Annotated in this window: 18 protein-coding genes, 1 tRNA gene and 2 riboswitches; of the genes, 16 read left to right on the forward strand and 3 right to left on the reverse strand. The window is 51.2% G+C overall.

Annotated features, from left to right (window positions below):
- Positions 1-261 precede the first annotated feature (261 nt).
- From NHN17_RS21850 to thiH, 8 genes are all read left to right on the forward strand, one after another.
- A tRNA-Trp gene (locus tag NHN17_RS21850) sits at positions 262-338 on the forward strand.
- A gap of 111 nt (positions 339-449) precedes the next feature.
- Positions 450-513: riboswitch (Fluoride riboswitch) on the forward strand.
- 83 nt (positions 514-596) lie between these two features.
- Positions 597-1964, forward strand: a complete 1368-nt coding sequence (locus NHN17_RS21855; protein WP_255044763.1) for a voltage-gated chloride channel family protein — start codon at positions 597-599, stop codon at positions 1962-1964.
- A gap of 110 nt (positions 1965-2074) precedes the next feature.
- Positions 2075-2172: riboswitch (TPP riboswitch) on the forward strand.
- A 112-nt stretch (positions 2173-2284) separates the two neighbouring features.
- Entirely contained in the window at positions 2285-4207 is a 1923-nt protein-coding gene (gene thiC / locus NHN17_RS21860; protein ID WP_255044764.1) for a phosphomethylpyrimidine synthase ThiC, read from the forward strand.
- Positions 4207-5436 carry a thiamine phosphate synthase gene (gene thiE, locus NHN17_RS21865; RefSeq protein WP_255044765.1) on the forward strand — a complete coding sequence of 410 codons (1230 nt, stop codon included), beginning with the start codon at positions 4207-4209 and terminating at the stop codon, positions 5434-5436. Before thiC ends, thiE begins: the two co-directional genes overlap by 1 nt.
- Before the next feature lie 10 nt (positions 5437-5446).
- Positions 5447-6208, forward strand: a complete 762-nt coding sequence (locus NHN17_RS21870) for a HesA/MoeB/ThiF family protein (RefSeq protein ID WP_255044766.1) — start codon at positions 5447-5449, stop codon at positions 6206-6208.
- Positions 6209-6215: 7 nt separating this feature from the next.
- Positions 6216-6434: a sulfur carrier protein ThiS gene (gene thiS / locus NHN17_RS21875; protein ID WP_255044767.1), complete on the forward strand. Its 219-nt coding sequence runs from the start codon at positions 6216-6218 to the stop codon at positions 6432-6434.
- Positions 6435-7205: a thiazole synthase gene (locus NHN17_RS21880; protein ID WP_255044768.1), complete on the forward strand. Its 771-nt coding sequence runs from the start codon at positions 6435-6437 to the stop codon at positions 7203-7205.
- A gap of 10 nt (positions 7206-7215) precedes the next feature.
- Entirely contained in the window at positions 7216-8328 is a 1113-nt protein-coding gene (thiH, locus tag NHN17_RS21885; protein ID WP_255044769.1) for a 2-iminoacetate synthase ThiH, read from the forward strand.
- 105 nt (positions 8329-8433) lie between these two features.
- On the opposite strand, the gene NHN17_RS21890 is transcribed toward thiH, so the two are convergent.
- Positions 8434-10221: an aminopeptidase P family protein gene (locus tag NHN17_RS21890; RefSeq protein ID WP_255044770.1), complete on the reverse strand. Its 1788-nt coding sequence runs from the start codon at positions 10219-10221 to the stop codon at positions 8434-8436.
- A gap of 442 nt (positions 10222-10663) precedes the next feature.
- On the opposite strand from NHN17_RS21890, the gene NHN17_RS21895 reads away from it, so the two are divergent.
- A complete protein-coding gene (locus NHN17_RS21895) occupies positions 10664-11860 on the forward strand; it encodes a multidrug effflux MFS transporter (RefSeq protein ID WP_255044771.1) in 1197 nt (398 codons plus the stop codon).
- Positions 11861-11985: 125 nt separating this feature from the next.
- On the opposite strand, the gene NHN17_RS21900 is transcribed toward NHN17_RS21895, so the two are convergent.
- A complete protein-coding gene (locus NHN17_RS21900) occupies positions 11986-12885 on the reverse strand; it encodes a DMT family transporter (protein WP_255044772.1) in 900 nt (299 codons plus the stop codon).
- A gap of 229 nt (positions 12886-13114) precedes the next feature.
- Here NHN17_RS21900 and rmuC point away from each other — a divergent pair, with 229 nt between their 5' ends.
- From rmuC to tatC, 7 genes are all read left to right on the forward strand, one after another.
- The gene (gene rmuC, locus NHN17_RS21905; protein WP_255044780.1) at positions 13115-14656 is read left to right on the forward strand and encodes a DNA recombination protein RmuC; all 1542 of its coding nucleotides are present in this window, start codon (positions 13115-13117) and stop codon (positions 14654-14656) included.
- A gap of 97 nt (positions 14657-14753) precedes the next feature.
- Complete coding sequence (gene ubiE / locus NHN17_RS21910; protein ID WP_255044773.1) at positions 14754-15509, forward strand: bifunctional demethylmenaquinone methyltransferase/2-methoxy-6-polyprenyl-1,4-benzoquinol methylase UbiE; 756 nt, start codon at positions 14754-14756, stop codon at positions 15507-15509.
- A gap of 7 nt (positions 15510-15516) precedes the next feature.
- On the forward strand, positions 15517-16125 hold the full coding sequence (locus NHN17_RS21915; protein ID WP_255044774.1) for a ubiquinone biosynthesis accessory factor UbiJ: 609 nt from the start codon (positions 15517-15519) through the stop codon (positions 16123-16125).
- A gap of 2 nt (positions 16126-16127) precedes the next feature.
- Positions 16128-17762 carry a ubiquinone biosynthesis regulatory protein kinase UbiB gene (gene ubiB, locus NHN17_RS21920; RefSeq protein WP_255044781.1) on the forward strand — a complete coding sequence of 545 codons (1635 nt, stop codon included), beginning with the start codon at positions 16128-16130 and terminating at the stop codon, positions 17760-17762.
- Positions 17763-17830: 68 nt separating this feature from the next.
- Entirely contained in the window at positions 17831-18088 is a 258-nt protein-coding gene (tatA, locus tag NHN17_RS21925; protein ID WP_255044775.1) for a Sec-independent protein translocase subunit TatA, read from the forward strand.
- Between the two features lie 3 nt (positions 18089-18091).
- Positions 18092-18433, forward strand: a complete 342-nt coding sequence (tatB, locus tag NHN17_RS21930) for a Sec-independent protein translocase protein TatB (protein ID WP_255044776.1) — start codon at positions 18092-18094, stop codon at positions 18431-18433.
- Between the two features lie 11 nt (positions 18434-18444).
- Positions 18445-19197, forward strand: coding sequence for a Sec-independent protein translocase subunit TatC (gene tatC / locus NHN17_RS21935; protein ID WP_255044777.1), 753 nt, complete (start codon positions 18445-18447; stop codon positions 19195-19197).
- Positions 19198-19315: 118 nt separating this feature from the next.
- Here the strand turns inward: tatC and NHN17_RS21940 are convergent, their stop codons facing one another.
- Positions 19316-20557: a hypothetical protein gene (locus NHN17_RS21940; RefSeq protein ID WP_255044779.1), complete on the reverse strand. Its 1242-nt coding sequence runs from the start codon at positions 20555-20557 to the stop codon at positions 19316-19318.
- Between the last annotated feature and the right edge of the window lie 110 nt (positions 20558-20667).

Raw genomic sequence — 20667 nt, forward strand, 5'->3', positions numbered from 1 at the left:
TATTGAGGCTATCCATAGCGATGTGACTGTCTGAAAGAGTAACCTCAATTAGATCATATTTTTACTTAGATTGGTATCACACTCAAGGCTCTACACTGCGTGTCACGGCGGAAATACTGGAGCCTTTATTGTTTTGGCTGTGAGGGCTAAAGCAGCGATACTCTTCTTTCAGTAACTTTCCTCTATTTATCAATACTGTGATTCGGTTTTGGAAATTCAGTTTGATCTCCAGTGTTTTGGCAGTAGAATGAATAATGTATTAGGGGTGTAGCTCCAATTGGCAGAGCAGCGGATTCCAAATCCGCGTGTTGGGAGTTCGAATCTCTCCACCCCTGCCATATACCGAAGCCTCAGTCGAAAGACTGGGGCTTTTTCGTATCTAAACGATTATTTCCACTTGTTGTTAATAGGGATAAGCGATAGCATTTGTCCATTGTCATCGCTTCAAGGCGTTGACGGGTGATGGAGTTCCACCTTTAACCGCTCAACCGAGATAATGACTCCTGCTGTAGTAGGATAGATCCGTCTATGGTGGGGCTTGTTATTTGCCATAGCATCTATCCTTATGAGTAATCCGAGATAAAGATAGAGATGGTATGGCACACCCATTAAGTTCAAATCCTAAAATTTTCGTCCAAATCCTTCGTTGGACACTTCTTATTATTCCGGTTGCCGTTATTGTCGGCTCGCTGAATGCATTTTTCCTGTGGATCCTCAGTGTTGCGACTGCAACACGTATCGATAACCCGTGGCTTATTTATCTATTGCCCTTGGCGGGAATTGTGATTGTCTATTGCTACCGTAATTTGGGAAAAAACTCCGAGGGTGGTAACAACCTTATCATGGATGAGATCCACGAACCCGGTGCAGGCATTCCAGCACGTATGGCACCTTTAGTATTAATTACAACCGTACTAACCCACTTGTTCGGTGGCTCGGCTGGCCGTGAGGGGACTGCTGTGCAAATTGGTGGCGCATCGACTCACTGGTTGGCACGTAAATTTAAGTTAAATGAGTCTGATACCCGCCTTATTTTAATTGCTGGCGTAGCCGCTGGCTTTGGAGCTGTATTTGGTACCCCTCTGACTGGTGCTATTTTTGCCCTTGAGGTGTTAGCGATAGGTCGCTTGCGTTACGATGCAATCATTCCTGCCTTGTTCGCTGCAATATTGGCAGATGTGGTTTGTTCTGCCTGGGGCGTGCACCATACTCATTATCGAATCGATTTTCTTGAAAACATCACCTTGTTTGAGCATGCGGTTAAAGTGGACTTGTGGATGATTGCCAAGATTGTTGTTGCAGCGGTAGCATTTGGGTTGGCGGGGTATTTGTTCGGTGAACTAACCCATGCCTTCAAAGATATCTTTAAGGCTACCCTGAAAAATCCGTATCTGATTGTAATGGTCGGTGGTTTAATCGTTATTGGTGCTGTGCAGCTAATTGGTAACTATGACTATATCGGTCTGGGTGTTTACTCAAGCCGAGAAGGTGGTGTCAGTATCTTAACGGCCTTCCAAGAGGGAGGTGCCGAATGGTATAGCTGGTTAATCAAGCTGTTGTTGACGGCAATCACCCTTGCTGCTGGTTATAAGGGCGGTGAGGTCACACCGCTGTTTTTTGTTGGTGCAACTCTGGGTAATACCATGGCTTGGGTGCTAGGTGCTCCGGTTGACTTGTTTGCTGCTCTTGGTTTCTTGGCGGTATTTGCCGCTGCGACCAATACGCCATTGGCTTGTACCATTATGGGCGTTGAGCTATTTGGGGCCGAACATATGTTGTATTTTGCCATTGCTTGCTATACCGCTTATTTCTTCAGTGGCCACACCGGGATCTATTCATCGCAACGAGTGGCGGTACCTAAGTTGCTTGACTTGGATGGTGCGCCGAAGATCACCCATAAGCTGGGCGAGTTGAGAGAAACCCATTCCTCATTGCTTAAATTACTTGTGAAACGCTTCAAATAATTTTGTTTTAACGTGGCGTGTTATGCAAAGGTAACAATGTTTTTGCCAATTAAGTATTAATTTTGTGGGTTCTATCTTGCCGTGCTTGACCCCCTTTCATATACTGCTATTTCAACTTGTCGGAGTGCCATTTGGCTGAGACCGCATTGCGGGATCCGTAGAACCTGATCAGGCTAATACCTGCGAAGGGAACAAGAGAGACTCTTCTGTATCACTGTATCCACAGTATCAGACGAAACTATACACCCTACGTATAGCCTCTTGTTTACGCACCCATCCGCCAAGCAACTTCCCCTTTATGGACAAAAAAGGAAATTGCTATGTCGAATCGCAAACAAGCGAGACTGGAAGCGAAACAATTTATCGATTCACTGACTATTCAAGCCTACCCTAACTCCCGGAAAGTTTATGTTACCGGTAGTCGCGAAGATATTCGTGTACCAATGCGTGAAATTACTTTGGCTGATAGCTTAATTGGTGGTACCAAAGACGATCCCGTTTTTGAGCCCAATGAAGCAATCCGTGTTTATGACACTTCAGGCTTTTATACGGATCCGGATCAACCCGCAGATATCTATGCTGGCCTGCCCAAATTGCGTGAGGCATGGATTGAGGAGCGGGGGGATACCGAGCACCTTGATGAGCTAAGTTCGCAATATTCCAAAGCCCGTTTGGCCGATGACACACTTGATGAACTGCGCTTTGAACAGCAGGCGCGTATCCGTCGCGCTAAGATCGGTACCAATGTCACCCAGTTGCACTATGCCCGCCAAGGGATCATTACGCCCGAAATGGAGTTTATCGCCATTCGTGAAAACATGGGGCGTGCGAAATATCGCGATGAGGTGCTAAACCAACAGCATCCGGGCATGGCTTTTGGTGCTAACCTTCCTGAAGAAATCACGCCTGAATTTGTCCGCCGCGAAGTTGCCGAAGGCCGGGCAATTATCCCTTGTAATATCAATCATCCGGAATCTGAACCGATGATCATTGGCCGGAATTTTTTGGTCAAGGTTAATGCCAATATCGGCAATTCGTCGGTTAGTTCATCTATCGAAGAAGAGGTTGAGAAGTTAGTGTGGTCTACCCGGTGGGGCGGCGACACGGTTATGGATCTCTCAACCGGCCGAAATATTCACGAAACCCGCGAGTGGATCATTCGTAACAGCCCGGTTCCGATTGGTACCGTACCTATGTATCAGGCGCTGGAGAAGGTCAATGGTATTGCTGAGAGCCTCAACTGGGAGGTGTTCCGCGATACCCTGCTTGAGCAAGCGGAGCAGGGTGTTGATTACTTCACTATCCATGCCGGTGTCTTATTGCGCTATGTCCCAATGACGGCCAAAAGGCTCACTGGTATTGTCTCGCGCGGTGGTTCGATCATGGCCAAATGGTGTTTGGCTCATCATCAGGAAAGCTTCTTGTATGAGCATTTCCGCGAGATTTGTGAGATCTGTGCTCAGTACGATATTGCCCTATCGTTAGGGGATGGCCTGCGTCCGGGGTCGGTGGCTGATGCCAATGATGAGGCGCAGTTTAGTGAGCTACGTACTCTGGGTGAGCTGACCAAGATCGCGTGGGAATACGATGTCCAGGTAATGATCGAAGGGCCTGGCCATGTACCGATGCACATGATTAAGGAAAACATGGAAGAGCAGCTCAAGCACTGCGATGAAGCGCCGTTTTATACCTTAGGACCTCTGACTACTGATATTGCTCCGGGCTATGACCATATTACCTCAGGCATCGGTGCTGCCACGATCGGCTGGTACGGTTGTGCCATGCTGTGCTACGTCACTCCTAAAGAACACCTCGGCTTACCGAATAAAGAAGATGTAAAGGTGGGGCTGATCACGTACAAGCTGTGTGCCCATGCGGCAGACTTAGCAAAAGGCCACCCTGGCGCTCAAGTACGTGATAACGCCTTGTCGAAGGCTCGCTTTGAGTTCCGTTGGGAAGATCAATTTAATCTGGCTTTAGACCCTGAAACGGCTCGAGCCTACCATGATGAAACACTCCCTCAGGAATCCGGCAAGATCGCGCATTTCTGTTCAATGTGCGGACCGAAATTCTGCTCGATGAAGATTTCACAAGAAGTTCGTGACTATGCGAAACGGCTGGAAAAAGAAGGTGATTTAGCAGTGAAGGTGTTGGATGACCCACTTGAAGGCATGCAGCAAAAAGCCGATGAATTCCGGGCCAGGGGAAGTGAGCTTTATCACCCAATTAAAGAGGAAAGTTAATGAACGCGTTGTGTTTACCCGATCACTTAGCGCCATTGCTGATGCACATTGAGCCATTGTTGGCCGCTGCTGAAAAATATCAGCTCGGTGAGGCCGTTAGTATGGAGTGGAGCGGATCGGAGGTGGTAGACATTCACTTAGAAGGCATCGCCTTCACGGTGGCGTTTAATCCGTCCGAAGCGATGAACCATGAAGTAGAGGTGCGTGATCAGTGGATCGCCCCTTACCCATCATTGGCAGAGATGCAGCAGTTGGTGGCGGAGAATCCGGCGCTGGTTGTTTGTGGGCTACCGACAGAGCGGGGCTGTGTCGATATGTGGCACCATCTCGGTGAAGCCCGTGCCGTGTATTGTCATCATGCAGGCGCCAGTGATCCGCAGCGGGCGATGTTGCTGGCTGCTCTAGCATTGGACTACCCGCTTGAAGATGCGGTAACCCTGTCGCGCGCCCATGCCCGTGGCTATTTGGAAAGTCACTCGGATGGCTATGGTGAAACCGGCTGGCCGATGGTGCGCTCGCTTTTCCCGCGCCCACTTACTGTCAATCATCCAGAAAGCAGCGCGCTTGGCTGGGTAAGCAGAGAAGTTGCTGTGCCGCCGTTTGCCACGGTCGAGCGCGATAAGCTGGCGTTGTATCCAGTTGTCGATACCGCTGATTGGGTAATCCGCTTGCTCGATTTGGGGGTGAAGACGACCCAGCTACGGATCAAAGATCCGTCCGAGCCGACACTGGCCACCCAGATCAACTGTATCGTTGAGGCTGGCAGGCAACATGGTGCTCAGGTATTTGTGAATGATTACTGGCAACTGGCAATCGATAATCAGGCTTATGGTATCCACTTGGGGCAGGAAGATCTGGAAACGGCTGATCTGGCGGCTATCCAACAAGCTGGACTTCGTCTCGGCCTGTCAACCCATGGTTACTACGAGATCCTTCGAGCGGCCGAATTTGCCCCAAGCTATATTGCATTGGGCCATATCTTTCCGACTACAACAAAAGACATGCCATCCAAACCGCAAGGGTTGAACCGTTTAGCGCTATATCAGAAGTTAATTGGCGATGCTTTCCCGACTGTCGCGATTGGCGGTATTGATTTATCGCGTGCCGAGCGGGTGTGGCGTACAGGGGTGAGCAGTGTAGCGGTTGTACGCGCCATTACCCAAGCGGATAATCCGGCACAGGCTGTTGCGGCATTTGATGACATCTTGGTCCGTAACCCAGCCGAATAGGAAGGCAATCATGCTCAGTGATCAGGAATTTCTGCGCTATAACCGTCAGATCATGCTGCCGCAGATCGGCGAGGCTGGTCAGCAATCATTGACCAGCGCTCAGGTGTTGTTAGTCGGTGCGGGCGGCTTGGGATCGGCGGCGGCTTTATACCTTGCTGGTGCAGGGATCGGGAATCTAGTGATTGCCGATGATGATACCGTCGATAGCTCTAATCTGCAGCGTCAGGTTATTTACCGCGATAGCGATCAAGGCAAAGCCAAGGCTGCTATGGCGGCAGAGCAGTTGCAGGCGTTAAACCCACATATTCGTATCCGGGCCGTTAAGGCTCGACTGGCTGATCAACGGTTGGCAATGGAAGTCTCGTTGGCTGATGTTGTCCTTGATTGTTCCGATAACCTAGAGACCCGCTATGCCGTCAACCAAGCCTGCTTCAAAGCCAATACACCGCTGATCTCGGGGGCAGCTATTCGCTGGCAGGGTCAACTGATGGCGTTTGATTTTCGCCAGGGTAAGGGGCCGTGCTACCACTGTTTGTTCCCGCGTCAGGAAGGGGCTGTTGATGAGCCACAAAATTGCAGCAATTCAGGGATTGCCGGGCCGGTGGTTGGCACCGTGGGTAACTTGCAGGCACTGGAAACTATTAAATTACTGACCGGTGCTGGCGAAGTGGGCTTTGGCTCCCTGCGTCAGTTCGACGGTCTGACGATGGGCTGGCAAGCCTTTCAATTACCAACAGATAGATCGTGCCCAGTTTGCGGGACGGGAGAATAAAACCACTATGACAACAGCAACTCTGATCCAAGTTCGGGTCAATGATAAACCGGTTGAGGTGCCTGAAGGGCAGTCTCTCGGTGCCCTGCTGATCCAACTGGAAATGCCGCTTCAGGCCACTGCGGTAGCGCTTAATGAAGATATTGTTGCCCGCAGTGAGTGGGACGTAACAGTACTAAGCACCGGCGATCGCATCGCCTTGTTCCAAGCGATTGCAGGAGGATAAATGCTAACTATCGCTGATAAGACGTTCTCGTCACGGCTGTTTACCGGTACCGGTAAGTACGCCAACCGCCACGCGATGGCGGAATCGATCATTGCCTCCGGCTCTGAGCTAGTCACCATGGCCTTGAAACGTGTGGATATTGAAAGCCGCGATGATGATATTCTTGCCCCGTTGGTTGAGGCAGGGGTCAATCTATTGCCAAATACTTCCGGTGCAAAAAATGCCAAGGAAGCGGTATTCGCAGCCAAACTGGCCCGTGAAGCTCTGGGGACTAATTGGCTCAAGCTGGAAATCCACCCAGATCCTAAGTACTTGATGCCTGACCCGATAGAGACCCTGGCGGCTGCCGAAGAGCTGGTGCGTGAAGGTTTCATTGTTCTACCTTATTGCCATGCCGACCCGGTATTGTGTAAGCGTTTAGAAGAGGTTGGGTGTGCTGCGGTCATGCCACTAGGAGCGCCGATTGGTTCCAATAAAGGGCTGGCCTCGCGCGATTTTCTTGAAATTATCATTGATCAGGCAAGAGTACCTGTGATTGTTGATGCCGGTATTGGCGCGCCGTCCCATGCAGCTGAAGCGATGGAGATGGGAGCGGATGCGGTATTGGTGAACACGGCGATAGCGGCTGCTGCTGATCCGGTTGTGATGGGGCGGGCCTTTAAGCTAGCAGTCGAGAGTGGCCGGATGGCGTATGAGGCCGGTTTGGCGGGGACGGTTAACCATGCTATAGCCTCAAGCCCTTTAACCGCTTTCTTGGATCAGCCTGCTTAAGGAGCCTGCAATGAGTTTCGTGGATGAGTGGAAGCAGCTTGATTGGGATGACATCCGGCTGTCTATCTATGGCAAGACAGCGGCGGATGTTGAGCGGGCGCTGCGCAAACCAAAACGCGATCTGGAAGATTTCAAAGCCCTGATCTCGCCGGCAGCAGAACCTTATCTCGAGCAGATGGCACAGCAGTCGGCGGCGTTGACCCGTAAGCGGTTCGGTCATACGGTGTCGTTTTACATTCCGTTATACCTGTCCAACCTGTGCGCCAATGCGTGCACCTACTGTGGTTTTTCGATGGAAAACCGTATCAAGCGCCGTACTTTGAATATGGCTGAAGTAGAGCGTGAATGTGAGGCGATCAAGGCTAAACAGTTCGACAGTATCTTACTGGTTACAGGTGAGCACGAGCGTAAGGTCGGGATGGAATACTTCCGAGAAGCACTGCCGGCGATCAAATCCCATTTCAGCTATTTGGCAATGGAAGTCCAGCCGCTGGAGCAGGATGAATATGCTGAGCTGAAAACCCTTGGTTTGGATGCGGTGATGGTCTATCAAGAAACCTACAGCGCGCCGACTTATGCCCAGCATCACTTACGCGGCAACAAAATGGATTTTGAGTACCGGTTGGCCACGCCTGATCGCTTGGCAAAAGCCGGGATTGATAAGATCGGGATCGGTGCCCTGATTGGCCTGGAAGAATGGCGTACTGACTGCTTTTTTGCCGCTGCGCATCTTGACTACCTTGAGCGTACCTACTGGCAAACACGTTATTCGATTTCCTTCCCGCGACTGCGTCCGTGTGAGGGCGGCTTGCAGCCCAAATCGGTGATGAATGATCGCCAATTGGTGCAGCTGATCTGTGCTTACCGACTGTTTAACCCGGAGGTTGAGCTGTCGCTGTCGACCCGAGAATCGGCACAGTTTCGTGATAATGTGTTGCCATTGGGGATCACCACCATGTCGGCCGAGTCCAAGACCCAACCGGGTGGTTATGCTGACGATGTACCGGAGTTGGAGCAGTTTGCGATCAGCGATGAGCGCCCGGCAGACGACGTCGCCGCAGCGGTCAAGCAGCGTGGATTTGAGGTGGTGTGGAAGGACTGGCACCACGCGTATTCTGGCTAACAGGCAGATCGAGTGGTTTAAATTAAAGATAAAAAAACACCCGCACAGGTTATCTGTGCGGGTGTTTTTCATTTTGTTGTTAGCGTTATGTCATTAACGCAATTATTAACGCGTTAGCGGCGCTGTCGCTTGTTCTAGCCACGCCAGATCGTCACCTTGCAGCGATGGGCTAAGCACATCGAAAACGCTCTGGTGGTAGTTGTTTAGCCAGTTAAGCTCAGCGTCAGTCATCAGCGCCAGATCAACCAAGCGACGGTCGATAGGGGCACGGGTCAGAGATTCAAAGCCCATCACTGTCATGTCACCCGCGGTTTCCACTTCCACAACCAGCTCCAAGTTTTCGATGCGGATCCCAAAAGCATCAGCCCGGTAGTAGCCCGGTTCGTTTGACAGCACCATGCCCGGAAGCAGGGCGGTTGGGTTGTATACTTTGGCAATACGTTGCGGGCCCTCATGGACACTCAGGAAGTGACCGACACCGTGACCGGTACCGTGGTCGTAATCAAAGCCATAGGCCCACAAATGTTGGCGGGCAAGGGCGTCTAGCTGTGAACCGGTAGTGCCTTTCGGGAAGCGAGCAGATGCCAAACCAATATGGCCTTTCAATACTAGGGTAAAGGTTTGCTTCACCTCGTCACCCGGCTCGCCGATAGCGATAGTACGGGTGATGTCGGTCGTACCGTCTGGGTACTGGCCGCCTGAATCAACCAAGTAGACGTTGTCCATCTCCAGCACACTCGGCTCTGGCTGGTTATTGTGGTTGTAGTGACACATGGCTGCGTTACCGGCTGCGGCAGAAATCGTATCGAAGCTGACATCGGTACAGCTGCTGTCTTCGCTGCGGAATTGCCACAGTTTGTCCGACAGGGTGCCTTCGTCCAGTAAGTTGCCTTGAGCCACTTGGCTATCTACCCAGGCAAGGAATTTGCTGACTGCCACGCCATCGCGGATGTGGCAGGCTTTCATACCGGCAATTTCCGTTGGGTTCTTGGCGGCTTTCGGCAGTAGGCAAGGATCGGCAGCTTCTAGCAGTGTGGCATTGGTATCACGCAAGATTTGGCTCGCCCAAGCATTGCTGGTGGCCGGATCAACCAACACTGTTTTACCGGATAGCTGTTGGAGGCCGGTTTCCAGTGCTTCCGGAGTATTGACGCGTACGCCTTCGCCAACATGGGTGGCGAAGCCTTCTGGCAAGCGATTTGGATCAATATAGAAGTCGACGCTTTGATCGGCGTGAAGTAGTGCCGTTGATAGTAGAACCGGCAGGCTAGGTACATCATTACCACGGATGTTAAGCAGCCAAGCAATGCTGTCTAGCTGGGTCAGCAGTACTGCATCGGCTTTTTGTTTGGTGATCTCGGTGGCAATCAGCTCTCGCTTGTCGCTGCTGCTCTGGCCGACAAAATCTAGTCCCATCAGTTTGGCCTGCGACAAGGTCGCTTCAGGGCGATCTGACCAAAATAGCTCGATTGGGTTTTCGCCAATGCTGACCAACTCCAGTTCACCCGCAACTTGTATTTGGGTGCGGGTTAGCCATGCCGCGCTGTGCAGACGCGGGTCAATCGCCACTTTGCTGTTTGGTGACAGGTTGTCCAATGCCCATTGAACGGGAGGCTCGTCAATCAAGTGGCGGTATTCGTATACATCACCCGGTACTTGCTTGCGGACCTGAACGACATAGCGGCCATCGACAAACATGGCTGCCTTGTCGCGGGCAATCACTGCCATACCTGCCGAGCCAGTAAAGCCGGTTGCCCAGTGCAGGCGCTCGTTATGGGCCGGGATATATTCGCCCAGGTATTCATCTTCGTGGGGGATCAAAAGGGCGTCGAGCTGGTTTGCTTCCAGCCACTGACGGATCTGCGCGACGCGTTGCGAGATAACTGCTTGCATGTGTGTATTTTTCCTTTCACTGAGTCACCGTCCATGTGACGGCTATAATGTCAGCCTGAATAACAAATACCCCTGCCTCCTGAATATTGACAGGAAATGTTGGCTGTTCAGGCTGATCTCCTTAAATTAGCGCTTTTGCGTAATAGCTGCAATTAGCTAACAGATAAATCACCGCAGCGTGAGGTGATAACTTACGGTAACTAGCTATGTTATCGTGTTTTTTCTCGATATTGGTGCCAATAGAAGGGGTCATAGGAGGAAGTGTTGAAGTAACCAACCCAGCACGTTGAGGGATAGCCTGGCGGGCTTTGTAAGTGGTATGGCATTTCTTTCCCGTAAATGAAGTGATATTCCCAAATGGAAAATCGGTGTTGAATATATACCATTTCTATTCATATCTTGAACACCGTAAACTGCCGCCATTGCTCAATAGGATAAGACTATGCAACCGAAATACTCTGCGGACAAACGGCTGGTGGCCTTGATGGTGACTTTGGTGTTGTTTAGCCCGCTTGCCATTGATATCTACCTTCCCGCGCTGCCGGCGATGGCGGAAACTTTTGCGGTCGATCTGACCCGGGTTCAAGATACCGTGACTTGGTTTATGTTCAGTCTGGGTCTTGGCCAGTTGGTAGCTGGTCCGCTGGCTGACCGATTTGGCCGTCGCCCTATAGCTTTAGCCGGTATCGTGATTTATGGCGCAAGTGCCACACTGGCGTATGTTGCTCAATCTTTGGATATGTTGTTGGTTGCCCGTTTATTACAGGGCTTTGGTGCCTGTGCAACATCGGTGGCGGCCTTTGCGGCGGTGCGGGACAGCTTCGGTCCAGAGAAAAGCGGCCGGATGATCAGCTACCTCAATGGTGCGATCTGCTTTATCCCAGCTTTAGCCCCCTTGCTGGGTACCTGGTTGACTCATCAGTTTGGCTGGCGTGCCAACTTCAGCTTCATGGCTGGCTTTGCGCTGGTGGCGGGCTTATTTATCTTGCTGCTGTTTCGTGAAACCCGCCCGGCCGATACCGATGTATCCGGCTCGACAATAAGCTTATCGCGTTACTGGTCTGTCCTTAGGGAACCGACTTTCTTGTACCATGCTAGCCTGTGTATGTTAGCAATGGCTGTGATCCTTGCCTATGTCACCTCGGCACCCGCGTGGTTGATGGTCGAGCTTGGCCAGAGCATGAACCAGTTTACTTTGTGGTTCGGTATCAATGCCGCGCTGAACATTCTGGCCTGCATGGTTGTACCGAAATACATTGACCGCTTTGGCTCGCGAATGACGCTGAATACTGGCCTGGTGATCTTAGTGCTGGCTGGCATGCTGATGCTGCTGGTCGGTCATATTGTCGAAGCTTGGGCCTTTATGGCACCGATCTTCATGTCCTCGTTCGGCTTTGCCTTTGTGCTTGGTTCCGCGGCAGGCAAAGCACTGGCCCCGTTTGGTGATCGTGCCGGTACGGCTGCTGCATTGCTGGGCTTGTTCCAGATGAGTGGCGCTGGTGCGATGGTAAGCCTGACCCAACGCTTGGGCTTGAGCTCGCCGGACTTAATGGTGTTGCAGATGTGGTTGTTGGTCCCAGGTTTGTTGCTGTTGTGGACCAAGTTCGGCCGCCGCTGGCACGCGCCTGTGACCGCCTAACAGAAAATGCTCAATAACAAAAAGACGCCGTCCCTTTAAGGCGCAGGGTCTCGACAACCCATACTTGCTCGCTTGCCTGCCACCTTAGTGGCAGGTTTTTTTATGCTTGCAATACGGGATTAAGATTAAGCCGGCGTTTCGGTTTGCTGTTTTTTACCTTTCCACTGCTGGATAAGTAGGCCGAAAACAATCAGCACTAGGCCAACCAAGGTTGACGGGTGGATCTCCTCGCCGATAATCGTCGCCAGTAGCATCAGCGAGATAAACGGGGAAATGAAAATCAGGTTGCTGATCCGCGCCGTGTTACGGGTCAGCTTGAGCGCGTTGATCCACAGTACAAAGGTGATCCCCATCTCGAACAAGCCGACATAGCTCACTGCTGCCCAGCCTTGCCAAGGGATTGCGGTCCAGCCACCGATATAAAGGCTCAAGCCTATAGAAAAAGGCAATGAAACCAAAAAACCCAGCAGGACCGCAAGCACTGCATCGGCTTGGTTTTTGGTGTTGAGGATCCAATACATAGCCCACAATAGGGTCGACAGTAGTGCCAGCGCCACACCGGTCGGGTTATCAAACTGCAATGCCATAACATCGCCCTTGGTGGCAATGATCACCACACCGAGGTAGCCCAGCGCACAGGCCGCCCAGTCTTGCTTGCGGATTTTCTGACCGAGGAAGACTGCGGCCATCAGTGTCAGGGTAATTGCCCAACTGTAGTTGAGCGGCTGGGCCTGGGATGCGGGTAGTAGATCGTAGGCTTTGAAGAGCACCAGATAGTAGGCAAAAGGGTTGATGAGGCCGAGCAACAAGTAGTAATGCGGTCTGGCCATAAAGGTACGGCCTAGTAGGTGGAGCTTGCCTTGGTACAGAGCGATACCTGCAAGAGCGATAGCAGACACCACACTGGCGGCAACCAGCATCTGAACTGGGGTAAAGAAATCAAGGGTGATCTTAAAAGCGGTAGCAACGGTCGACCACAGCAAGACAGCCGCCAGGCCATACCCGAGCGCATAACGTTCGTTCATTGTTCATCCATAATCAATTGCTGCTTTGGCAAGGCAGCTGAGGGTTATATAGGGAGTCAGTCTATTCGATTGCATCGACGTCGACCAGAAAATTGCGATAAGGGATGTGAGCTTGCTGCGAAGGACGTTTCTGCGCTAGAGAGGCTGGACATTTATCCAGTATCCTCTTAGCCTTATTGGCAAAAGCAGATCAATTGCTGGTTAATCAACGAGTCAGGAACAAAGCATGATGAATGAGTGGCTGTCGGGGTACGGCTTGGCTATCGTGACCGGTGTTTCCGGGGCCACGGTCGCAGGGGCTATTGCGGCATGGCTGGTAAACAACCGCTGGCAACAGCAAATGCAGCTTCTGCGTCAGCAGGCAGAGAGCGAGCTGAAGTTGGCACAAAACCGCGAACAGCATTACCAGAGCCAGCTTAGTGAGCGTAACCAGGAGCTCGATGAAATGGATGTTGAACGCGATCGGCTCACGGCCGAGTTGCGCCAGATGCATGGTCGTCTTGCGGCGTCGTTGGAGAAAATGCGCCATTTCGAGGCGCTCAAAAACGAGAAGCAATATCTAGCCGAACAACTGGAAAACGGTCGGATGGCCAATGCCGGTCTAGAAGCGGATTTACGCGAGCAGGAAGCCCGTCATTTTGAAGAGCAGAAAGCGGCCGATGACAAGATTGCCCTGCTGGAAAATGCTGAAGAGCGCCTGCGTGTGCAGTTTGAAAGCTTGGCCAATCGCTTGTTCGAGCAAAAGACCCGTACTGTCGATCAGCAAAACCGGATCAGCATCGAAGGGCTGTTGGGTCCGCTGCGTGAGCAGCTTGATGGATTCCGCAAGCAGGTCAATGACAACTTCAACCAAGAAGCCCGCGAACGCCATACCTTGGTCCATGAAATCAATAACCTCAAGCAGCTCAATGAGCAGATGGCGCGTGAAGCGGTCAACCTGACCCAAGCTCTGAAAGGGGACAACAAGGCGCAAGGTAATTGGGGAGAGGTCGTGTTGGCTCGGGTACTGAGTGACTCCGGACTGCGTGAAGGGCATGAATACCAGACCCAGATCAACCTCGAAAATGGGGACGGCAAGCGCTATCAACCTGACGTGGTTGTCCATCTACCGCAAAGCAAAGATGTTGTTATCGATGCCAAGATGTCGCTGATCGCTTACGAGCGCTTTTTCAATGCTGACAATATTGCCGAGCAGGATCTGGCCCTGGGTGAGCACGTTGCCTCGGTGCGCAGCCATATCCGAGGATTGAGCCGCAAGGATTATCATCAGCTGCACGGAGTTGAAAGCCTTGATTACGTGCTGATGTTTATTCCGGTTGAGCCAGCGTTTCAGGCCGCCATTCAATCTGATCCGCGCCTGATCCGTGATGCGATGGATCAGAACATCATGTTGGTCAGCCCAACCACTTTGCTGGTGGCACTGCGGACCATCAATAACCTGTGGCGTAATGAGCGCCAGAACCAGAATGCCAAGCAAATTGCCGATAGGGCCAGCAAGCTTTACGATAAGTTGCGGCTGTTTGTCACCGACATGGAAACCATGGGCGCGTCGCTGGATAAGGCCAGGCAGAGCTATCAGGGCGCGATGAACAAGTTGGTCACGGGGCGGGGCAATGTGATCCGCCAGGCAGAAGGGTTCCGCCAGTTAGGGGTGGAGGTCAAGCGTGATATCAATCCGGTATTGACCGAAAGGGCGATGCTGGGAGCGGCTGATGACGAGGCTTTGCCCGAGGGCATTACCGAGATTGGCGAGGGTAGTCCAACGGCATAATTGTGCGGTGTGGAGTTAGATGCAGGTTGTGCTTTGAGCAAACCTCAACCATCAAGTACACTAGGCGAAATAATACGTTAACCACGACGGAAGTAGTATGACGGACACCACACTAGAGACGACCCATTTTGGCTACCGGACTGTAGCCAAGGACGACAAGGCAGAAATGGTTGCAGAGGTATTTCACTCGGTAGCTGCTAAGTACGACATTATGAATGACTTGATGTCGATGGGTGTCCATCGGGTGTGGAAGCGCTTTACCATTGACTGCAGTGGTGTTCGCCGTGGTCACAGGGTGCTCGATTTGGGTGGAGGTACCGGTGATCTGACCGCTAAGTTCTCGCGCATTGTGGGCGATGACGGTCAGGTGATCTTGGCCGATATCAATAACTCGATGCTGAAAGTGGGCCGCAGCAAACTGCGTGATAACGGTATTGTCGGCAACGTGGGCTATGTTCAGGCCAATGCCGAAGAGCTACCTTTCCCGGATGACTACTTTGACTGTATTACCATCAGCTTCTGTCTGCGTAACGTGACCGACAAGGATAAAGCATTGCGTTCGATGTACCGCGTGCTTAAGCCGGGTGGCCGTCTGTTGGTACTGGAGTTCTCCAAGCCGATTGTCGAGCCACTGTCGAAAGTCTATGACGCCTACTCATTCCACCTGTTGCCAAAAATGGGCGAAGTGATTGCTAACGATGCCGAAAGCTATCGCTACCTGGCCGAGTCTATCCGGATGCATCCTGACCAAGATACCTTGGAAGGAATGATGCAAAATGCAGGTTTCGAGCAGACGAACTATTACAACCTGACCGGTGGTATTGTTGCCCTACACCGTGGCTACAAATTCTGAGGAACCCATGCCTGTTGATGTGTTTGTAACCGGGGTGATAGAGACCTCACTCAATGCCTTGCTGAAGGATGATGAAGACAGCCAGCGTCGCCTTGCCCGACTGAAGGGGAAGGTGATTGGCGTGACCATTAATGAATTTGGCAAGCAACTTTATTTTGTTTTCAGCCAGCAAATTGATGTTCTCGGTGCCTATGAAGGCGACGTCGACTGTCAACTGGCGCTTAACCTGTCTGTTTTGCCGGAGCTCCGCCAGCAAGCTAACCTGACCCAGCTGATCAAGGCCGACAAGCTATCGCTCGAGGGGGATATCCAGCTGGCCCAGCAGTTCTCGACCTTGCTAAGTGGCCTGAAGCCGGACGTTGAAGAAACATTATCGCAATATACCGGTGATATTGTTGCCCATACGTTGGTCAGTGGCGCTAAACAGGGCGCACGATTTATCCAGCAAGGTGTGGTTAAACGCCAGCGCGATTTGGCTGAGGTGATCACCGAGGAGTGGCGCTTAGCCCCGCAGGCGCTGGAAATAGCGTATTTTGCCGATCAGGTCGACGACTTGAAAACGGACGTAGCACGCAGTGAAGCACGGTTGAACCGCCTAATGGAGCAAGTGCTTTAATGATGGTGTTATCCGAAATTAAGCGTCTGTATCAGATCACCGCTGTCCAGCTGCGCTATGGGTTGGATGAATTATTGCCTGAAGATCCACGGCTGGAATTGCCAAAGGTGATGCGCAAGTCCCTGTTCTGGATCCGCAATGAGCACCCTGATAAACCATTGGGCGAACGCCTGCGGTTAGCACTTCAAGAGCTAGGACCGGTATGGATCAAATTCGGCCAGATGATGTCGACTCGTCGTGACTTGTTCCCGCCGCACATCGCCGATCAGCTGGCGCTGCTGCAAGATCAGGTGGCGTCGTTTGACGGGCGTTTGGCCAAGGATCAGATGGAAAAAGCCTTGGGTGGCCCACTGGAGACATGGTTCAACGATTTCGATGAAGTGCCGTTGGCTTCGGCATCCATCGCCCAGGTTCATACCGCAACGTTGAAAGAAACCGGTAAGGAAGTGGTGCTCAAAGTGATCCGTCCGGATATCTTGCCGGTGATCAAAGCCGATATTACCTTGATGTACCGAATGGCCGGTTTGCTTGAGAAGATCCTGCCGGATGCCCGTCGCTTACGTCCTGTTGAGGTAGTACGAGAGTACGAAAAAACCTTGCTCGATGAATTGAACCTGATGCGCGAAGCTGCCAATGGTATTCAGCTAAGGCGCAACTTTGAAGACAGCGATATGCTGTATGTTCCTGAAGTGTATACCGACTTGAGCCGGGAAAACCTGCTGGTAATGGAGCGTATCTATGGCATTCAGGTGTCGGATATCGATGCGCTGGTGGCCAACGGTACCGACATGAAACTGTTGTCGGAGAATGCGGTGACGATTTTCTTCACCCAGGTATTCCGCGACAGTTTTTTCCATGCCGACATGCACCCTGGCAATATTTTTGTGGCTCGGGAAAATCCGGAAAACCCGCAGTGGATAGCTCTCGACTGTGGTATCGTCGGTAGCCTGAACCGGGAAGACAAACGCTATCTGGCTGAAAATCTACTGGCGTTTTTTAACCGGGACTACCGCAAGGTCGCTGAGTTGCACGTTGATTCTGGCTGGGTACCGGAAGATACCAACATCGATGAATTTGAATTTGCGATTCGCACCGTGTGCGAGCCGATTTTCGAGAAGCCGCTGGCCGAAATTTCGTTTGGCCATGTGTTGCTGAATTTGTTCAATACCGCCCGCCGCTTCAATATGGAAGTGCAGCCACAGTTGGTATTGCTGCAAAAAACCTTATTATATGTCGAAGGGTTGGGGCGTCAGCTGTATCCGCAACTTGATTTGTGGGATACCGCCAAGCCTTTCCTGGAAGACTGGATGTCCCGTCAGGTTGGCCCGCAGGCCGTGATCGACGGGGTGAAAACCCGGGCGCCATTCTGGGCAGAGAAGTTACCGGAGCTTCCGGAATTACTCTACGATAGTTTACGCCAAGGTAATGCGCTTAACCAACGTATCGATAAACTCTATGATAATTTCATGGAGAGTCGACGTTACCAGGGCCAGGCACGGTTCTACTTTGGCATTGGTGCAACTCTGGTTGTATGTTCTGCCATACTTTTTAGTAATCACGTAGAAACCTATTCGGCCATTAGCGCTGCAATGGGGGTCACGTTTTGGTTACTTGGGTGGCGTGCTTGCCGTAAATAGACGGTAAAGTATGCAGCCAACATATATACAATTTGTTATTAACCACAATTAGCTGAGGTAAAACAAGCATGGGTGGTATCAGTATCTGGCAATTGCTAATCATTGCACTAATTATAGTTCTGTTGTTCGGAACCAAGAAGTTGCGCACTCTGGGCGGTGACTTGGGTTCTGCCGTAAAAGGTTTCAAGAAGGCGATCGGCGATGAGGAGCCTTCAGCTGAGAAGAAAGACGCCGCAGCTGATGCGGATTTCGATCAGAAGAAACTAGCGGACGAACAGCAGGCTGGCCAGGCTCAGAAGAGCCAAAAAGACAAAGAGCAGGTTTAACACGTGTTTGATATCGGGTTCTGGGAACTAATACTGATCTCCGTGGTGGGATTGGTTGTACTGGGGCCGGAACGCCTGCCTGTCGCGATCCGTACGGTATCGCGCTGGGTTGGAGCTGCACGTAATATGGCGAACTCGGTCAAGGATGAACTGAACCAGGAGCTCAAGCTTCAGGAACTTCAGGAAAACTTGAAAAAAGCCGAGCAAATGGGGATGAAAGATCTCTCGCCAGAGCTGAGGGATACTGTGGAGGAGCTGAAAAAAGCGGCCTCGGATGTGCAGCGCCCTTATGCCGACAAGAAAGACGAGCAGCCCTCGGCGACGACCTCTCAAAAGCAGGATTAATATAAGTCACTATGTCTACTGTTGAAGATACGCAACCGCTATTCAGCCACTTACTTGAGCTGCGTAACCGTTTGTTGCGTTCCATCCTGAGTGTCATTGTGGTTTTTCTTGGCTTGGTATGGTTTGCCAACGACATCTATGCATTTATGTCCGCTCCCTTGGTAGAACGTCTACCTGAAGGGGCGAGCATGATTGCGACGGATGTGGCATCACCATTCTTTACGCCAATTAAGCTCACATTGGTGACCTCGGTGTTTATCGCCGTGCCGATGATCTTGTATCAGGTTTGGGCTTTCGTGGCACCGGGTCTGTATAAGCATGAGCGCAAGCTGATCATGCCGCTGCTGTTTTCCAGCTCGCTGCTGTTCTATGCTGGCGTGTCTTTTGCTTATTTCGTGGTGTTCCCACTGGTGTTTAGTTTCTTTACCAGTGCCGCCCCTGAAGGGATCACGGTAGCGACAGATATTGCCAGCTACCTCGATTTTGTCTTAGCATTGTTCATGGCATTCGGTATTGCCTTTGAAATTCCGGTCGCCATTATCTTGCTATGTTGGACAGGGGCGACGGATCCGGAAAGCCTGCGTACCAAGCGGCCGTATATCGTTGTTTCTGCCTTTGTGGTGGGTATGATGCTGACACCGCCGGATATGATTTCGCAGACGCTACTGGCTATCCCAATGTGCTTGCTGTTTGAAGTTGGCTTGTTCTTCGCTCGCTTCTATGTGCGTAAGCCAGAAGAAGATGATGCAGCCGAAGAGCAGTAAGGCATCTTATAGCTTGTGTCATAGGCAATAAAAAACCGGCTGAGGCCGGTTTTTTATATCTGGAGCCTGTTATACCAACCTACATAAATATTTGATCAACGACTTATCCAGATTGGTATTAGATCTCGTCACCCCATTTATCAACAATTGATTCAGCCAGTGCTTTGTCTTTCACGAGCAGGCTGAAGTGGTTTTTATTTTGCTCTTCACCACCGTCAACAATCGTTAGGGTGTTGCTGTCCTTGGTAACCAACTTGATGTACATATCGTTGTCACCTTCAGGGAAATCAAGAATTAACTCGCTATTCTCGATTCGCCAGCCAATGGTGAAGTCTTCCTCACCCTCTTCAGAAATAACAACGTTCTTGTCCTTGCTAAAGGCCATCGCAGCCAGCATTGGATAAGGTTTGTGATCGGTAGAGTCATCAGAGAGGAAGTACCATGTTTGATCGGCAATCATTGCTTCTGTGATCGCTGGGAACTTAAACTCCTCGTCAGTAATATCAACCCTTGTCCAGAAGTTAAGATCATTCTGTGGGGTAACCGCGAGGCTAGTTTGCTCGGACACATAGATGAACTCTTCGATGCTCTCTTCACCGTCCTCAACATGGACAAGTGAATTGCCTTCGATGGTGTATGCTTCTGTCATCGACGCACCAGTGTCGTCAACGACAGTTAGCGTACCGTCTTGCAAAGTGATCATAAAAATACCCTCGTCTTGCGCATAGTATTTATTCATGCTGACAAAGCTAAGGGTTTGACCTTCAAGGTAATCGTTTAGAGACGCAATGATCGGTTTGCTTTCAACGGTGCCATCGTCATTGATTTCAATGACGATGTCATCGAGCTCGTGACCGTTATTGATGCTGTCTTCGATAACGTTTGCGATGTCATCAGCTGACTCTGACAGCGCTTCAGAATCGTTGTCTGCCAAGCTTGGCGCCAGTTCATTGGTCAGGCTGCGTGCCATTAGGTGGGCTTTCTTAGCGGCATCTGCGCTGCCATCTTGCGCTTTGGCTGCAACATAGTCACCGGCAACCACGGCGGAGTCGAGATTTAACTCTGTCGCCAATGCCTCAACGGTTTTGTTTTGTAGCTTGGCAATCGTGGTAAAAGGTGTCACCACCTCGCTCTGGGCATGTGCAATCAGCTCATAGCTGTTACCCAGTTTTCCTGCTTTATCGCTATCTGCCGTCTGGCCGGCAATCGCTTGGGCGATGACGGCGTATTTCGCATCTTCTGCCTTGATAGTGATAGCGCCATTGCTGTCTGTTAGCCCGACAACCTCACCACTGTCACATGAGCTATTGCTATTTCGATCCACACATACTTGCGCTTGGGAAAGGTAGCCGTCGATCACTTTGACTTGCTTAGCGGTCGGTTCGACAGGGGTCGCTGTTTTTCAATCAAGTTGTCACCATTTTTACATATTTACAACACCTTAGGCTGCTTTGTTCTCTGGATTTAAGA

It is taken from the genome of Photobacterium pectinilyticum (assembly GCF_024357955.1).
GTDB classification, from domain to species: domain Bacteria; phylum Pseudomonadota; class Gammaproteobacteria; order Enterobacterales; family Vibrionaceae; genus Photobacterium; species Photobacterium pectinilyticum.

Bases quoted from the DNA above. Each gene is read 5' to 3' on its own strand.
- NHN17_RS21855 (WP_255044763.1), top strand. From the start codon at position 597: ATGGCACACCCATTAAGTTCAAATCCTAAAATTTTCGTCCAAATCCTT.
- thiC (WP_255044764.1), top strand. From the start codon at position 2,285: ATGTCGAATCGCAAACAAGCGAGACTGGAAGCGAAACAATTTATCGAT.
- thiE (WP_255044765.1), top strand. From the start codon at position 4,207: ATGAACGCGTTGTGTTTACCCGATCACTTAGCGCCATTGCTGATGCAC.
- NHN17_RS21870 (WP_255044766.1), top strand. From the start codon at position 5,447: ATGCTCAGTGATCAGGAATTTCTGCGCTATAACCGTCAGATCATGCTG.
- thiS (WP_255044767.1), top strand. From the start codon at position 6,216: ATGACAACAGCAACTCTGATCCAAGTTCGGGTCAATGATAAACCGGTT.
- NHN17_RS21880 (WP_255044768.1), top strand. From the start codon at position 6,435: ATGCTAACTATCGCTGATAAGACGTTCTCGTCACGGCTGTTTACCGGT.
- thiH (WP_255044769.1), top strand. From the start codon at position 7,216: ATGAGTTTCGTGGATGAGTGGAAGCAGCTTGATTGGGATGACATCCGG.
- NHN17_RS21890 (WP_255044770.1), bottom strand. From the start codon at position 10,221: ATGCAAGCAGTTATCTCGCAACGCGTCGCGCAGATCCGTCAGTGGCTG.
- NHN17_RS21895 (WP_255044771.1), top strand. From the start codon at position 10,664: ATGCAACCGAAATACTCTGCGGACAAACGGCTGGTGGCCTTGATGGTG.
- NHN17_RS21900 (WP_255044772.1), bottom strand. From the start codon at position 12,885: ATGAACGAACGTTATGCGCTCGGGTATGGCCTGGCGGCTGTCTTGCTG.
- rmuC (WP_255044780.1), top strand. From the start codon at position 13,115: ATGAATGAGTGGCTGTCGGGGTACGGCTTGGCTATCGTGACCGGTGTT.
- ubiE (WP_255044773.1), top strand. From the start codon at position 14,754: ATGACGGACACCACACTAGAGACGACCCATTTTGGCTACCGGACTGTA.
- NHN17_RS21915 (WP_255044774.1), top strand. From the start codon at position 15,517: ATGCCTGTTGATGTGTTTGTAACCGGGGTGATAGAGACCTCACTCAAT.
- ubiB (WP_255044781.1), top strand. From the start codon at position 16,128: ATGGTGTTATCCGAAATTAAGCGTCTGTATCAGATCACCGCTGTCCAG.
- tatA (WP_255044775.1), top strand. From the start codon at position 17,831: ATGGGTGGTATCAGTATCTGGCAATTGCTAATCATTGCACTAATTATA.
- tatC (WP_255044777.1), top strand. From the start codon at position 18,445: ATGTCTACTGTTGAAGATACGCAACCGCTATTCAGCCACTTACTTGAG.